Source organism: Williamwhitmania sp., from assembly GCA_035529935.1.
GTDB lineage: Bacteria > Bacteroidota > Bacteroidia > Bacteroidales > Williamwhitmaniaceae > Williamwhitmania.
Genome location: DATKVT010000004.1, coordinates 1 through 15805, shown reverse-complemented (window position 1 = coordinate 15805; position 15805 = coordinate 1). Strand labels below are relative to the sequence as shown.

The window sequence follows — 15805 nt, the reverse complement described above, 5'->3', positions numbered from 1 at the left end:
AGCAGCTCGTAGTTGATGAGCTCGCTGGTTTCGCTAAAGGAGGCAACGCTAATTTCGAGGTCTCCCTGTTTACCTATCAACACCACCTCGTCGCCAATGTTTACATTTTCGAGGCTGGTAACGTCTACTGTAATCATGCTCATGTTTACCGTGCCAATTACGCTTACCCGTTGGCCATGAATAAGCACACGGCCCTGGTTGCTCATGGAGCGGCTAAATCCATCGCCATAACCAACCGGAATGGTAGCAATGGTTTTGTCGTTATTGGCAAGGTAGGCGGTTCCATAGCCTATGAACTCTCCTGTTTTCACCACCTTTACGTCCATCACCCGACTCTTCCAAGAGAGTAGGCGCTGTAAAGGATTATCCTTTGTCTTCTTCTTGGTGAGATATTCAATAAGCACCTCTCGTGTTGGAAAAAATCCATACTGCACAATCCCAAGCCTCACTAAATCCATTTGAGCTTTTGGGTATCGTAGTGCTGCCGCAGAACAGGCCGTGTGCCTTTTCTGGGGTGCTATTCCGCTTGCCGCAACAATTTTTAGCGCCTTGTCGAAAACTTGTTGCTGCTTGTGTATGCGGTAGTAGTTGGTTATGCTTTCGGCTCCGGCAAAGTGGGTGCAGAGGCCGGTAAAGCAGAGGTTGTCACTATTCTGCTTGAGAAGTTGCAAAACCCAAGGAAGCTTTTTAATCGCAAATCCTGTTCGGTTCATCCCCGTCTCCACCTCAACGTGGAGCTTGGCTTGCTTGCCAACCTTTTTTGCAATTTCCAGTGCCTTTTCTAGGCGCTGTTGCTCAAAAACGTAAAACTCAATGTCGTTTTCAATGGCCCACTCCAGCTGGTCTTGGCCTAACATGCCCATTATCATGATGCTGCTATTGCCTGTTTGTGCGTGATACACGCGCCGGGCTTCGTCGGCGCTGAACACCGAAAAGTGGCTTATGCCGCACTCCTCGGCCAAAGGAACAAAAAGTTCAATACCATGACCGTAGGCATTCCCTTTCACAACGGAGGAAATTTGGGCGTTAGGAATAATATTCTCCTTCAGAAAGCGCAAGTTGTGCTGTAGTGCCGATTTGCTGATTTCGAGGTAGGAGGTGTGAAATGAGTTCATGGTAGCTGCTTTGTCCATAATTGATATAACAATTTAGATCAACGGATGGCATTCCGTTGGGCGTGATTAGCCATTGTGTTCCGAGTGCATCATCTGTTTGGCAAATTCATTGCTATCCAACCGCACGGTTGGCAATGGCAGATGGCTGAAATACGTTTAATTATCCTAACTGACAATGCAGTAGGTAGCAGCAGGTTTGGTATTTTGAAACCTCTGGGCGAAGGTTTGTAAGCAAGAAATACTCTGCTTCTAGAGGAGGTTGGTGGGCATATTTGCTACTACCGGTATCTCGGTTGGTAAAGGTAGTAAAAATACCGGGTTACTCCTAATTTGTTGATTGTCTTTGATTTGTGATGGTTGAAGCGATAGCTCCTGTCTAATGCAATTACTCAACTTTGGGGTTCAGCAAAACGTAGTGAAGGTGGTCCTCCCACTTTCCGTTAATTTTGAGGTATCTCTTGCTTACGCCTTCTTGCTCAAATCCCAATTTCTCCAAAACCTTAATGGAGCGAATATTTCTAGGCATAACGTTTGCCTCTATCCGGTGTAGCTTATAATCGTCGAATGCTACCTGTATTACCCTTTGCAACCCTTCAGAAATATACCCTTTGTTTGTCTCCTCAAAATCTAATTTGTACCCCAAAAAGCAAGAGAGGAATGGTCCGTAAACGATGTTCGACAACCCAATGTGGCCAATAATTTTTTCTTCTCCCAACCTAAAGAGGTAAAGGCTTAGGCCTGTTTTGTTGTTGTTCGTTACGGTGCTGCTATCTATGAGCCATCGCGCCGAATCGATGGAGTAGTAAGTTTCATCTCTCTTTGGCTCCCACTCCTGAAGGAATTCCCTGTTCCTACCCAAAAAGTCTTGGAGCACGGGCGCATCAGCTGGGGTAAGCGATCGCAGCGTTAGTCTTGCAGTAGCGAAGGTGAGCATGGTTCACAGTGGTTCTATTTCCGAAGGCTAAAGGTAGAAATATCCTCGCGGATTACTATTCATACTCTGTGCCTACGAAAAGGTGAGCATGGGGTGTTGCGTAACGAAAGGTGTGCTTAGCAGTCTTGCTTCAGCAGACCACGGTTGTACATGTCCGCTATTACCGCATCGATAAACTTTTCTGCCGCCACATTCTTAACCGCCGATTTTCCTATGGAGATAAACTTCCTGGCCGTAAAATCCTCAATTGGTCTGGTGATGTTTCGCCCAAGCCACGTTCTCCTTCTTATCCGTTCGATTACCGGATTGGCTGGGTTGTTGCCCTTTCCCGGATCTTTGCCATTGGCAATATTGCCAAGGACAACGTCGATTCGGCCTTGCATTTTTTTCTCCAGGCTCATCAGGTACTTTAAGCTAATGGAGGGGTATTGAAATTCCTCTTCAACAGGCGGCGTTACCAAATGCGTTTGGTCGTCCGAGATACGGATGTCGGGTATGATTGGACGTTGGTGATTATCATTCTCGAAAAGTTGTAGGGAATCTTTGTCTAAATCGGCATAGCCAAACTGAATAATTGGATTGTTTGCCGAGGTAGGAATGCAAAAGAATTGCTGGATGAACCGTTGGCAGTTTCTTCGTCCAAGCATGTAGTCGTGAATTCGGAACTGCTTCTCGAAAAAGCCTCCAAAGCCCTCCAGCGAACCGCACGCAATGCTGTAGCGTTGAGTTACCCCCTCGTGCGTTCTTATGGGTGCTATCATAAATCGGGAGTAGTCCCTGTCGTTGTATGCCTGCTCGAGAAGGTCTGTTTTAATCATGAGCTGCTGGCGCATTGCCCCCAGTAGCTGTGGTGCGGCAAACATCATTGCCAGCAGATCGAAGTAGTTGGATGAGGGTTTGTCGTCGTAGTTTGGAAAGGGGTCAATCATCAAAACCGTTGATTCGCAAGTAGCCGCGCTGGTGGACATTTGGTAGAAATTGGCGGCCACCTCGCCATCGTCCCTCTTCAGCCTCGCTTTTTGCCTGTTGGTTAAAATGGTTTCGGTGAGGTCGTAAGGCTCGTTGTTAATTACCCCACCATCAACGCATACGGCGTTGTAGTCGGTAAGTGGGCTTACAATGTAGTCCTTTCCATGCGTGATTTTTAGCAGCGGATTTTCGTTGATGTACTTTGGGTTGCGAACCACCACCCGAGGCGATAGGCCAACTGGAAAAGCTCCGGTTGCAATTGCCGCATCAACGAGCATGTTTTTGTTTAACCCATCGGGCGTGTCGAAATGAAATGGAATTTTGCCATCGTTTTTGTATACGCCGGATGGGCTCAATTGGAAGTGAACAATGTCCTTGTGCATTGTCATTCGGTCGTCTCTTACGCCAAGAGCCGTAATGAACTGCAGCTGGTAGTCGAATCCTCGGAGGTTGGTAATGGTGGTGAAGAGCTCCATGTCGTCGGCAATGTACTGCCTCTTTGTGCTGGGGTCCTTAACGATTGAATCGATGGTTCGCCGAGCAATTTTTTCGATGAAGAGGGAGTTGAATGCCGAACGAACCTCCTTGTCGGGGTTGAGGTCGGGCGATTTAAGAATGTCGTCGGTGGAGAGCATTTGCGCCATCATGTCGTTTTTGGGCTCCTCGGTGAGGTTTACCCAGGAGTCGAACAGCGGGTTCTGCTTGTTCACCTCGGTGGCGTAGTTCTGTTGGTTGATGTGCGGAAAGTTCTTTTGTAGGGCGGCAGAGGTAATAACGGCAGTCATGCCGCCAGCCGAGGCACCTCCCAGCGATTCGATAACGACGTTGTGCTTGGGTACTCCAGGTATATTTAAATCTTTAGCCTTTTGCCAATTTTCCAGTGCTTCCAGCAGGTAGTCCATCACTCCGGCGGTGTAAGCTCCTGCCGATACGGCTCCTGCCATCGAGATGCCAATTCGAAAGGTGTTTTGCTTGTCCATGGTTGAGGTTTTTGGTTGGTATTGGGGGTAAAGCCAAGCTTACAAGTTACTTGCGCTTGCGTTCCGACTTTCCTTACCCAAATGTATGGCCATTTTTCATAATAATCAATGGCAGAGCAGGGGTAGGTTATGGCTTTGGTGTTGGCCGCTTAGCGTTTAAATCGAACCTCGTTGTGATACTTGAGGAATTCCACGTCTGGAAGAAATCTTGATGGGAGAATGATCTCCTGGTTGTTGTATTTAGTGAAGTATTCCTCAATGGATTTTGACTTTTTTTGCTTCAGTAAAATTGGCGATACCTTTATTTTAAAGTCCGGGGTTATTGTTATTAACCCTGCCTCAAATGCTTTGTCGTGTAGCGCATTTATGGCAATTCCATTTTGAGGGTTTAGCCTGTTCTTTTCGTCGATACTCCATGGTTTAATATGCCCGGCAATTAACAGTTCTGGCTGTTGTATTCCCGTTATGCAGCAGGTGTTGTTGTAGGATGCCAGAATGGAGCTCCTGAAAAAGGCTTGATTTACTCTGACCCTTACAATTTGCTCCCTTGTTTTCCCTTCTTTGGGCAATTCGTTTTCCGGAATGTGATGCAGCTGCTCAACGGTTGTTTTTTCAATTTTTGCAAGTAGCTTCTCGCTTTCAAAGGGCAGCTCATCCCAATGGTTGAAGAATTCATTCCAAATCTCTTTGTCGAGGTTGCTCGAGTTGGAAGCGCCCTTAATTCCTCGGGCTTGAAGGCTAGGGTCGAGACTTGCAAAGTTTACCAGCTTTAAGGCAACGGCGCTGGCTGTTCGGCCTATAAGGTTGGCAAGGCTAATTACCTCTGGATTGAGCCTGTGCAATCGGCCAAAAGGGAGTTTGCAGTAGAGGTTTACCGCTAAAATCAGCTCCTCCCTTGTCCATAGTTTCTGCCCTTCCTTCATGACTTAGTCATCATTTTCCATTACGAATTCAAAATGGCAGCTCGTTGATAAAATTCCTGATTTATTTCATAAAATCACTTATTCTTTGTTTCGTATATTCAGGAAGGTCAGAATTATATAGTGCAAATCGTTTTACTTGCATCTCTTTAAACCATTTTGACAAAACATCTTTAATAATGTCTTCATCGTCTTTGTATACAGGTGAAGGCGTAATTTCAAGTACTAAAATTTCAAGGTTGTTTAAATCATTTCGTTTTGTAATCAGCCCAAAGTCTAATTTGTTTATTGTTTGTTCCCAGTTTGGATTGTTACGTAATTGATATTTTGTTATTAATTCAGGCAGTAGGTATGCAAATCTATTACCAGCCTGATCCTTTGAATCAGCATGGTAAATATAACCATCGGTAAGGATAATTAGGATGTTTCTGTATGTGGAATCGTTATCAATACAATAATCCTTGACATCGTTTTTAAAGAATCTCCAAATATCTGAACCAATCCATTTGTGGGCTGAAATTGCTGAATTATATATTTTCGTTAGATTATCAATAAAGGTTGTCGAGATAGTGTCGTGAACCACTTTCTTTTGTTTATTATCCATTTTTGAAAGATCAATATTTAGTTTTTCAGCTAAAATGTTGACATTCGGATCTAGTGGTCTCGGACTAAAAATAACTCTCAATTTTCCTTTGGACATAAATGCACCCCGCTTTTCCATATCCTTAGCAAAAAGTTCCGTAATGTATTTTACGTTGGCAATATCTCTTGCAAAATGTTCTGGTTTTTCTGGGTACTTATTTATGTCAATTCTATCGGATAAGTCGAGTAGTATAGAAATGTTCAATTGTTTAACTTGGGCTGCTGCACTGTTAGACTTATTGCTTGTACTATTTGAATTGTTGTTTTCTGAACCACTACATCCTATAAGGATTAAAAGTGGAATGAAAAGTGCGATCTTTTTCATGTTAATTAGCATTAATTGGTTCCCAGCTATGGAGTGTTATTTTCACAAATTCATGTGTAACAATATTCGCGTCTTCTATTTCTTCTTTAGACTTTCCTCCTTGCTTCATAAAAGATATCCAGCCTGTAGAGAAAGCAAAAATGTCATGTTCAAATTCATCCGGAATTATCGCATTTTCAATAATTCTTTTCAGTTTATTCATCTCTTTAGTGAACTCCGCTTTCGTGTGAGTCATTTTGTCGATTTGAACTTCAAAATCTTTAAGTTCTAATTCAGCATCTTTGATTTCTTTGTTTTTTTCTTCGATTGCAATCTTTACCTTATCCATTTTGCCTAAAGCTTCCATAACAAAGCTGAAAACAAATCCCCAAATAAGATATACAATAAATCCCGCAAAAATAATTAACCAAAAATTTATTGAATGGAATGCCATATTCAAGGTATAGTCAGGCATCTTTTCGAAACTATTACCTTTTTGAATATTGTATATCTTCTCGGTAATTTCATATGCAAGAATTGTGTCAAAAATGAAAGTAATGAAAATGAGCATAGCTATTTTAAAGTATTTTCCAACGCCTTTTTGTTCTTGAAATTTGTGTATTAGATAGCCTAGCCTAAAAAAACAAACGGAATTGTCACTATTAAAATCAATTCTGTTATTCCATTTTGAAATGCGATTGTAAGCGCTTTTGGATCAAAAATAGAGTTGGCTACTCCTATCTCGTTTAATTTGAAATCTTTGAAGAACGTGGAATAGGAGGCAGAACTGTAAAAAATAAACAGATAGACTGTTAAGAAAATAAGGATGATACCTCCAATTATAAATGCAACCTTTCCCGTATCGTCACCAGTAATTTCCTGAGGATTTTTTTTAATGTATGATAATTCCTCCTTCAATCTTTCAAGGAGATTCTTTGTTTTTGGTATGCTTTCAGTTGTTGTTTTTTCGATTTTGTTACTCAATCTTTCAATGTCACCTTTGTATTCTTCGATTTTGACAATAAATGGCCTCCTTAATTCATTCTGTTTTTCAATATCTTTCTTAACCTTCTGCCTGAAATCGTAATATATCTTTTGAAGGTTAACACGAAGACCCGCAACTGATCCACCTAGTCTTCCTGCCTGATTAAAACCATATTCTTCATAGTTTACTATTTCTCTTGAGGTTAAATTAGGAATCTCTATTTTAGGCTCAATACCTTTCTCGGTTTGTTTCTTAACTGAGAATAAGTCTTTTTTAATTTTAGATAGGTCCATTATTTATGAATTTTCGGTTACTATTTTGAAAATATCTTCCTTCGATGTCCCTTTTTTAACCTCATCTAGGATGAATTGCACAATGGTTTGAATATTTTCATCTTCAAAGCCAAACCTTTTGGAGAAAACATGCATCAATCTTGTTTCATTCTCATCAATATGGCCATCAGCCCACGCTATACGAGCGAAATCGTATAAACTTTCTATTTTTTCAATTACTGTTTCTGGTGCAGTAAACTTAACAGAATCTGGCCGGAGAACAACCGAGTCAATTTCTGACCTGGTTATTCCCTTTTCAGCTCCTATACCATATAGCATTTCTAATTCTGATGTATCAACTTCTGTATCTGCAAGGGCCATATGATAGAGATTGAGAAAGTGGCATTTTAATTTTTCTTCCATGCGGGTTAAGTTAAGTTTGTTATTTAAAATATTTGTTCCATCACTATTGGCAAGAATCTTTAAATTTAATAGACAAGTTATGTCGTTTGATATTTGATACTTGCCATTCTAAATATGTGTTTTAAGAATGTTATTCAACATAACTTATCGAAAGTTATACTTAATTATGTAAAAAAACAATTTATATATTTTTTTTGTGAGTTTTATTTATCTAATTCATTATTCCTTTTCCATCTCAATGTTCAATTCGCACAGCTCGCAGCTATTTACTATGGTGCGCGCAGCACTTGCGCTTTATAGCCTGGCTTGGAGGCCGAAAATGGCAAGAAGTTGTGTGATTTTCAGTTCGTTAATATTACCTCTGGTGATTAGCTATTTGAAGGCTTAGGGCTGAGAATAGCTAATAGTAAAGTCGCTAACAATTGCACGCAAGTGCTACTTCTGTTAGAGACGAAATTAGTTATGTTTTTTGATGGACTTTAATTAATTCCTCTATCTATTGTTGTTCTTACCTTATAGTTGTTTGTTTCGAAGCTATACCTCCCTAGAACTATGGCTGGATTCAGGTTGTGCTCCTGTGCAAATTGCTGAATGTATAGGTCGTTAAAAATATTTTTGGAGAGGCTAAACGTAGCCCATACTGCTGGCGGTATGAGCGCCTGCTGTGCGTAACGATCGGCCTGCGCCTCATTTGTGTCTTTCTTGCTCTCCTGGAGATCGAAGCAATCAATGAAAAATGATGTACTATTAGGACGCAGGTGATCTTGAATATGTCCAAGTTCATGGAGAACGGTAAAGGAAAAGTTATCAATGGTTTTTTTTCGTAGGGTTATCGCTATAACTGGATTTAAACCACTGAAAAAGGAAAAACCGTCAACGGGTGTCTGGTCCGGTTTTTCGAGAATAATAAACTTGATGCCGTAATCGTAAAGAAGTTGTGTGACTTCATCAATCACGTTGTGATTTTTATTTACAATTTCAATAATACGTTGCTTTACAGCCGAAAGGTTCGAGGCATTATAGGTGGCTGCTTTTTTGTTTTGAGCCATCCATCGGCACACCATTGCCCAACAGGTAAGATTGTTTACATCCACCTGTAGCTTTGATGACTTCCTGTAGAGTCCCGTGTATGCTGTTTTTGCATCTATTATATCTTCTAAGGAATTGGCGTTATAAATCTCTTTTATCCTGTCAATATCATTCTTAAGATCGTTGGCAAGAAGATTTAGTTTTTCAAGATATTTAACGGGGATAGCCACTTTTATTGCTTTCCATGTCTCAATTAGATTGCGCTTTTCAATGTTGCGCTGCTTAATGCGTGCTAGGTCAATGTCGTATTGGGATTGGAGTTTCATCCAGAAATCGGCGGGGATCTCTAGCTGAGCCTCGAGGTGCAGGGCTATGTCCGCGGTAATATTGCGTTTCCCCTTTAAAATCTCATTAAGAATTGTGGGGCTAGTACCAATATCATGGGCAAACTCTTTTTGCTTGATATTACGGGAGTCAAGTTCATCCTTAAGTACTTCTCCCGGATGAGTTGATATTGCAGGAATTAGGGCAGATGAGTTCATTGTTTGACGTTATAAACTTATGATTACTGGTAGTGTTTGCTTAAATCGATAAGAGAGCAGATTGTAATTGTATTGGGTTCTGCACCTTCCACTCTAGAGCGAAACTCGAGGCGGTATTTACCATCCACTCTAACTGATTCTACATCTATATTAGTCAGTTTTTCATAGTTGAGGGAGTTGAAACGGAATAAATCCTCAATTCTTTTTACAGCACGAAGGATATTTACCACTTTGATATACTTTTTGATTACCTGGGGTTGGTATGCATGTTTCTTATTTTTTGCCTTACCATGTTCAAATAACTCTTGAAGGTAATCTTCTTCAAATACTACTATCATAGTAACGGTGCAAATATAAAAAAGTTTAAAAAAACTTCACTAATATGGTGAATAAAAATATAATAATTATTGATTACGCTGAAAACATTATAGCAAGGTATGATATTTTTGGATAAACACCCCAAAATGAATAACTATTAATTACTAGTAAGTTAGGAGGTAAAACGATCAATTGAAAGCATGAAGATAGGTGCTGGGTCTGGCTGTCATGTTCTGAACATGGCTGTACTTGATTGTCTTACTGGTAATCAACTAAGTTTGCAAGGGGTTGGGTCTACTCCTCCAAGTTGCCTTTGTGGTATTGCTCCAGCGTGGCCCGCTTCTGCACCTTCCCGGCATCGGAGAGCAGAAAGTGGGGTATGGCAACCAGCTGGCGTGGAATTTCGTAGCGCTGCAGTATAGTGGGGAATAGGTTCTGTAGTTGTTGCTGCTCATCAGCCTGCAGCGGTTCGCCCTCGGTAAATAGCACCACGCGCTCGCCCAGTGTATCGTCGGGTTGCCCGGCCACAAAGTAGCGGCGGTGGATGTGGGGGAAGAGCTTCTTCTCCACCTGTTCGGGGAATATCTTTACCCCGCCGCTGTTTATTACGTTGTCGGCGCGCCCTATCCACTCAAAGTGGCGGCTGTCGGCAATGCGCACCACATCGTTGGTAACCAGCGTTTGGTTGGTGAGGGCAGGGGCAGTAATGGTTAGGCAACCACGCGAATCGTTGCTTACCTCCACGCCGGGAAGTATTTCGTAAAGGAGGCTCTGCTTTGGTCCGTTTACCGCCCGCAGCGCCACGTGCGAGCTGGTTTCGGTCATACCGTAGGTGGCGTAAATGCTGGTTGGCAGCGTGCTGCACTGCTCATCGAGTTCGGCGGGTATCTCGCCTCCGCCCACTATTATGGTATCCACCTCGCCACGCCGCAGCGTATCCATGGAGTGGGCCAGCTGGTAGGGGGTAATGGCGGCAAAGGTTATGGGTGCGTGAATGGCCTCAAAGGGGTTAGCCGAAGGTTCCGTTGTAATAAGGTTCATGCCGGTGAGAAAGGCGCGCACCACCATCATCTTCCCAGCAATGTAGCTTATGGGCAGGCAGAGGAGTGCCTGCGTATTAGCGTTTAGTTCAAAATAGTCGCGGGTTAGCCCAGCCGAGGCCAGCATGTGGCGCTTTAGCTGGCGTATCTCCTTGGGTGCCCCGGTGGAGCCGGAGGTGAAGAGCGTAACGTAGTCGTTGCCGTCGAGCCACTCCAAAATAAAGCGGTGCACGCTGCGCTCCCATTCGGGGAGAAGCGGGTTTTGCGCCTCACTGGTGCAGTGGTGCAGCAGCTCATTGCCCGAGCGGGTAACTCCGTTGAGGGTTAACCGTTGCTCTACTCTTTCCATTGGCACATGGTTAGGTTCCACGGGTTGGTGATATCGTAGTGCAGCTTTCCTTCGCGAATGGTGAGCGGCGACGGGATGTTGTTTGTAAAGACCTGCCCCGTTCCCAGCCCCTGAGGCATGCTGCTGTTGAGCGTAAAGGTCCACTGCGCAATGGCGTTTAGACCAATATTCCCTTCCAGCGCCGAGGTTACCCACCAGCCCGTGTTGGTGTGGTTGGCGGCATCAATCCAGCTGCAACTACCCGCAAATCCACCGATTAGGCTGGGCTTAAGAATAATGTATTGTGGTTTTATTTGCTGAAGCAGCGGCAGCCTGTTGGCTTTTGGAACTCCTATGAGCTCCTCGTCTAGCGCAATGGGTATGGGCGATTTGGCGCAGAGGCGTGCCATCTCCTCCGGCTGCCCCTGCCGTATGGGTTGCTCAATGGAGTGAATGGAGAATTGCGCCAGCCGTTCCAACTTACCGAGAGCCTCCTTTGGGGTGAATGCTCCGTTGGCATCCACGCGTATTTCAATGTCGCTGGGAGAGAAGGTTTGTCGGAGGTTACGCAGAACGTCCAGCTCGGTATCGAAGTCCAGCGCCCCAATCTTCAGCTTTATGCAGGTAAACCCGGACTCCAGCTTCTCCGAAATCTGCTTCTCCATGAATTCTCGGTCGCCCATCCACACCAGCCCATTAATGGGGATGCCCTTCTCGCCTCTGGTAAAGGCTGAGGGGAAAAGGATGTTGGTTCCCGAACTGGCGTTTTGAAGGCTTTGCAGGGCCGTCTCCACGCCAAAGGCAATGGATGGAAATTGCTCTAGGTCAATGTGGCTCTTGCCATTGGTAATGCTGTCGCACACCTCCTGCAGCTTATCGGCATAGCCGGGTGTATGGTCAATGCTCAGGTCGGGTAGGGTTGAGCACTCTCCAATGCCGGTGGCACCGCTGGCGGTGTCGTGAAGCAGCAGGTAGTATGACTTCTTCTCGGTGAGCGTTCCGCGCGAGGTTTTCCCTGGAATCTTGAAGTTGAGTATGTGTCCTATATATCTTGCCTCTAGCATTGGTCCATCAAATATTGTTTTGCATAAACTTCTTGCCCCTTCCGGGTGAAGTGTCTATAAATTGAGTTGCTACAGCAGCAATCCCATCCCAAAGGTTACCGAAAATAGGAGAGTGGAGAGCGAAAGGCGCTTTAGCTCGTTGTTGAGCTCGGCGGGGATGCGGTTGGTGAACACCGCCCTTACGTTGAGGGTAAGCGGCAGAATGGTTATCACAAACAGCAGCTGGTAAAGCGTGTGGTAGTGCAGCATTATGTAGAGCCCTCCGGTTATCAGCGCCACCACCAGTAGCAACAAGTGGTAAACCTTTGCCTTGGAGCTGCCCATCATTACCACCAGCGTATGCTTGTGGGTTTTTATGTCGTTGTTTACATCGCGTAAGTTGTTCAGGTTAAGCACTCCCGCGCTCAGCAGTCCAATGGATGTTGCCGGTAGCAGCAGGTCGAGCCGTATCACGTGGGCGTGTAGGTAGTAGGTTCCCATTACGCCCAGCAAACCAAAGAAGAGAAATACAAACATGTCGCCAAAGCCGCTGTAGCCGTATGGATTTTTTCCCACGGTGTAGTTAATGGCAGCTCCAATGGCCGTGAGACCGAGCAGGAAGAAGATTACCTTTAGTAGGGCATGTCCTCCACCCAGGCCTTCGAATATGAGCAACGAACCCGATACCAAGGTCATGAGCGACACAGCGGCAATGGCCCACACCATTTGGCGTGACGTAATGGCACCCGTTTGCACCATGCGCGCCGGACCAATCCTCTCGGCGGTGTCAGTTCCCTTGGCAAAGTCGCCATAGTCGTTGGCTAGGTTCGATAGCACCTGAAGCAGCAGCGAGGTGGCAGCCGCCAGCACAAACACGCTCCATCGAAACAGGCCGTCGGCTGCGGCAATGAAGCTCCCCAGAATGGAGCTGGAGAGCGCCAGTGGCAGCGTTTTTGGTCGGATGGCGTGCATCCAGTGAATTAACTTACGCATTATAGGTATATGTTTTGCAGTGAAGGCAACCGGGTTGCCCACTTCTTGTGCTGTTCAATTTAGGGTAAACGGGGGAATTTCTTGAAGTCGGGTTTTCTTTTTTCGAGAAAAGCTCGCTTACCCTCTTGCGCCTCCTCTGTCATGTAGAAGAGCATGGTGGCGTTACCGGCAAGCTCCTGTATGCCTGCCTGCCCGTCGAGCTCGGCGTTAAGGCCGGCCTTTATCATGCGAAGTGCCAGTGGGCTGTGCTCCATCATCTTCTTGCACCATGCCACGGTGGCATCCTCCAGCTGGTCGAAGGGAACTACCTTGTTCACCAACCCCATCTCCAGCGCCTCCTGAGCCGAGTATTGCTCGCAGAGGAACCAAATTTCGCGCGCCTTCTTCTGACCCACCACCCTTGCAAGGTAGGAGGAGCCAAAGCCGGCATCGAAGCTGCCTACCTTGGGACCCGTTTGTCCAAAAATGGCGTTCTCCGAGGCAATGGAGAGGTCGCACACCACGTGCAGCACGTGTCCACCACCAATGGCGTAGCCGTTTACCATGGCCACAACGGGTTTGGGTAGCGAGCGAATCAGCTTTTGGAGGTCGAGCACGTTGAGGCGTGGCACGCCATCCTTGCCAATATATCCGGCGGTGCTCTTTATGTTCTGGTCACCACCGCTACAGAAAGCCTTGTCGCCTTCGCCGGTGAGAATCACGGTGTAAATGTCGGGGCTTTCGCGGCAGTACACCATCGACTCAATCATCTCCTTCACCGTGTCGGGAGTAAAGGCGTTACGGTAGCGTGGGCGGTTGATGGTAATCTTGGCAATGCCCTCAAAGTATTCAAACTTTATCTGCTCAAACTCCTTTATGGTTGTCCAATTTCTGCTGCTCATTGTGGTTGTCGTATTAGTTTGTAGTAATCCTTAAATGTTTTTATGTTGATGTCGAAATCGGTTTTCACCTCCAGAACGGCGGGCTTGTTGCCATTGCTGTAGAGCCATTGAATTCCCTCCCGGAGCTGCTCCATGCTGCTGCAGGAGGAGAAGTCAATACCAAAGGCCGATACGAGCGACTTCAGGTCGACGCTATGTGGCGTTTCAAAGTAGGGGCGTGCAGCCTGCATGGTCTCACCCGACTCTATCATCCTGAATATGTTTCCTCCACCATTGTTCATTACAATCACCTTTAGGTTGCCGGGGAAGTGGGTGTTCCACATTCCGTTTGAATCGTAGATAAAGGCTAGATCGCCAGTAATAAGCGTTGTGGGTTGCTTGCCAGCGTAGGCTGCTCCGGCAGCGGTGGAGAGACATCCATCAATGCCCGAAGTTCCGCGGTTGCAGTGGTAACTTATCTGTGGGTTGGTGGCATAAAGCTGTGAGTAGCGAATGGGTGTGCTGTTGGCCAGATGAAGGTTGCTTCCATCGGGCAGGTTTTTCAGCAGCTCGTCAAAGGCAGTGAAGTCACAGAACGGTAGCGTGGGCAGCAGCTTCTCGTGGTGATGGCGAATGGTTGTCTCCTTTTCTGTGGCACGGGAGGCATAGCCACTTTCGGCTTGAACATCCTTGCCAACAAAATGGTGTAGCAGCAAGGTCGGTTCGGTAACAATGCTGTGAGTAAGGCTATCGTAGGTATCCATCAGCTCCTCTGTGCGATGAATGCGCCAGTGCTCCACTGGCTTATGTTGCCGCAGGTATTTCTTTACCCTCCCCGAAACCAGCGAGTCGCCAATGGTAACTAGCAGGTCGGGTTGAAAGTCGCGCTTTTCGTCATCGGTAAGCGTTGCAATGAATCGCTCGGGTGCGAAAATGATTTTCTCCCCAGAGAAATTCGATATATTTTCGGCCATCACCACCACCGATGGATCGTCGGCCAGCTGGTTTAGCAGCTCGTTCAGCTCTCTGTTTTTTGATTCAAATCCACAAATAATCAACTTCTTTTGGGCGGCTTGCCAGCGCGTTACCAGAAGGTTTATCTCCTCTTCGGGCAGTAGCAATTCCGGTTCCGATGCCTCAACCACCATAATATTTTGGCTCACCTCCGGAAGCGGGTTGTAGAGCGGTTCCCGCAGCGGCACATTGATATGCACCGGACCACGGTCGGCTCGCAGTGCGGCGCGAAGCGCTTCGTTTACCAAGCGGTGGCTGTAGCGGAGGTCGGTATCGGAGGCTGTCTCCACGGGCAACTCTACGCTGTGTTTTATGTAGTTTCCAAAAATGTTTGTCTGCCTAATGGTTTGGCTGTCGGCCTGATCAACGCGCTCGTGGGGACGGTCGGCGGTAATCACCACCAATGGCAACTTTTGATAGTAGGCTTCGGCAATGGCCGGGGCAAAGTTGAGCACCGCCGTTCCAGATGTGCAGACAATTCCCACCGGTTTTCCGGTCTGGAGCGCCATTCCTAGCGCGAAGTAGGCTGCCGAGCGCTCGTCGGTAATGCTGATGCACTCCAGCTTGCCGTGGCTTGTGAAGGCTGCAATGAGCGGTGCATTGCGCGAACCGGGTGCAATCACCACCGCCTCCATTCCATGAAGGTAGCAAATCTCTGGTAGGTCTTTAATTCCCTGTCTTATTGAGCTCATAGCTGCTGTTTATGCCATTTACAACCGAAAGTAGCGTCATCATCTTCTGGCCAGTCTCCTCCCACTCCCTTTCCGGCACCGACTCGGCAGTGATACCTGCACCCATAAAAAAGGCGAAGGCATTCTCCGTAATTTTCATGCAGCGGAGGTTTACATAGAGCAAGGTTTTTCCGCTGAAGTTCACTGGTCCAACAAATCCGGTGTAGAACTGGCGATTGTGCGGTTCCACCTTTTCCACAATAGCTCGTGCTGCTGCTTTGGGCAAACCGCAAACCGATGGGGTGGGCTGAAGCGCTTCCACCAAATGGCCTATTCTGTTTTTCAGCTGCGCTGCGTTGAACTGAAAGCTGGTTTTTAGGTGCACCAAGTTTCCTGCTCTATGGGTTGATGGACCCTCCTTGT

Annotated in this window: 16 protein-coding genes; all 16 read right to left on the bottom strand. The window is 46.0% G+C overall.

What is annotated here, in order from left to right; all coding sequences use genetic code 11:
• On the bottom strand, positions 1 to 1133 hold a 1133-nt coding region (gene alr, locus VMW01_00285), incomplete at its 3' end, for an alanine racemase (GenBank protein ID HUW04672.1).
• Between the two features lie 367 nt (positions 1134 to 1500).
• Positions 1501 to 2049: a GNAT family N-acetyltransferase gene (locus VMW01_00280; GenBank protein HUW04671.1), complete on the bottom strand. Its 549-nt coding sequence runs from the start codon at positions 2047 to 2049 to the stop codon at positions 1501 to 1503.
• A 116-nt stretch (positions 2050 to 2165) separates the two neighbouring features.
• Entirely contained in the window at positions 2166 to 3998 is a 1833-nt protein-coding gene (locus VMW01_00275) for a patatin-like phospholipase family protein (GenBank protein HUW04670.1), read from the bottom strand.
• Between the two features lie 149 nt (positions 3999 to 4147).
• Complete coding sequence (locus VMW01_00270; GenBank protein HUW04669.1) at positions 4148 to 4921, bottom strand: HNH endonuclease; 774 nt, start codon at positions 4919 to 4921, stop codon at positions 4148 to 4150.
• A 61-nt stretch (positions 4922 to 4982) separates the two neighbouring features.
• The gene (locus VMW01_00265; protein ID HUW04668.1) at positions 4983 to 5885 is read right to left on the bottom strand and encodes a hypothetical protein; all 903 of its coding nucleotides are present in this window, start codon (positions 5883 to 5885) and stop codon (positions 4983 to 4985) included.
• Position 5886: 1 nt separating this feature from the next.
• Complete coding sequence (locus tag VMW01_00260; GenBank protein HUW04667.1) at positions 5887 to 6339, bottom strand: hypothetical protein; 453 nt, start codon at positions 6337 to 6339, stop codon at positions 5887 to 5889.
• 155 nt (positions 6340 to 6494) lie between these two features.
• Complete coding sequence (locus VMW01_00255; protein ID HUW04666.1) at positions 6495 to 7142, bottom strand: hypothetical protein; 648 nt, start codon at positions 7140 to 7142, stop codon at positions 6495 to 6497.
• A gap of 3 nt (positions 7143 to 7145) precedes the next feature.
• Positions 7146 to 7544, bottom strand: coding sequence for a hypothetical protein (locus tag VMW01_00250; protein ID HUW04665.1), 399 nt, complete (start codon positions 7542 to 7544; stop codon positions 7146 to 7148).
• A 479-nt stretch (positions 7545 to 8023) separates the two neighbouring features.
• Positions 8024 to 9115, bottom strand: a complete 1092-nt coding sequence (locus VMW01_00245) for a HigA family addiction module antitoxin (protein ID HUW04664.1) — start codon at positions 9113 to 9115, stop codon at positions 8024 to 8026.
• A gap of 23 nt (positions 9116 to 9138) precedes the next feature.
• Positions 9139 to 9453 (bottom strand): type II toxin-antitoxin system RelE/ParE family toxin, encoded by a 315-nt coding sequence (locus VMW01_00240; GenBank protein ID HUW04663.1) that lies wholly within the window; start codon positions 9451 to 9453, stop codon positions 9139 to 9141.
• Between the two features lie 274 nt (positions 9454 to 9727).
• Positions 9728 to 10822 (bottom strand): AMP-binding protein, encoded by a 1095-nt coding sequence (locus VMW01_00235; GenBank protein HUW04662.1) that lies wholly within the window; start codon positions 10820 to 10822, stop codon positions 9728 to 9730.
• The gene (locus tag VMW01_00230) at positions 10810 to 11865 is read right to left on the bottom strand and encodes an o-succinylbenzoate synthase (GenBank protein ID HUW04661.1); all 1056 of its coding nucleotides are present in this window, start codon (positions 11863 to 11865) and stop codon (positions 10810 to 10812) included. Before VMW01_00230 ends, VMW01_00235 begins: the two co-directional genes overlap by 13 nt.
• A 69-nt stretch (positions 11866 to 11934) precedes the next feature.
• On the bottom strand, positions 11935 to 12837 hold the full coding sequence (gene menA / locus VMW01_00225; GenBank protein ID HUW04660.1) for a 1,4-dihydroxy-2-naphthoate octaprenyltransferase: 903 nt from the start codon (positions 12835 to 12837) through the stop codon (positions 11935 to 11937).
• Between the two features lie 59 nt (positions 12838 to 12896).
• Entirely contained in the window at positions 12897 to 13718 is an 822-nt protein-coding gene (gene menB, locus VMW01_00220) for a 1,4-dihydroxy-2-naphthoyl-CoA synthase (GenBank protein HUW04659.1), read from the bottom strand.
• Complete coding sequence (menD, locus tag VMW01_00215) at positions 13715 to 15403, bottom strand: 2-succinyl-5-enolpyruvyl-6-hydroxy-3-cyclohexene-1-carboxylic-acid synthase (GenBank protein ID HUW04658.1); 1689 nt, start codon at positions 15401 to 15403, stop codon at positions 13715 to 13717. The genes menB and menD overlap by 4 nt, the downstream gene beginning before the upstream one ends.
• Positions 15378 to 15805: chorismate-binding protein (locus VMW01_00210; GenBank protein HUW04657.1), on the bottom strand; the 428-nt coding region annotated here is incomplete at its 5' end. The genes VMW01_00210 and menD, both read right to left, overlap by 26 nt.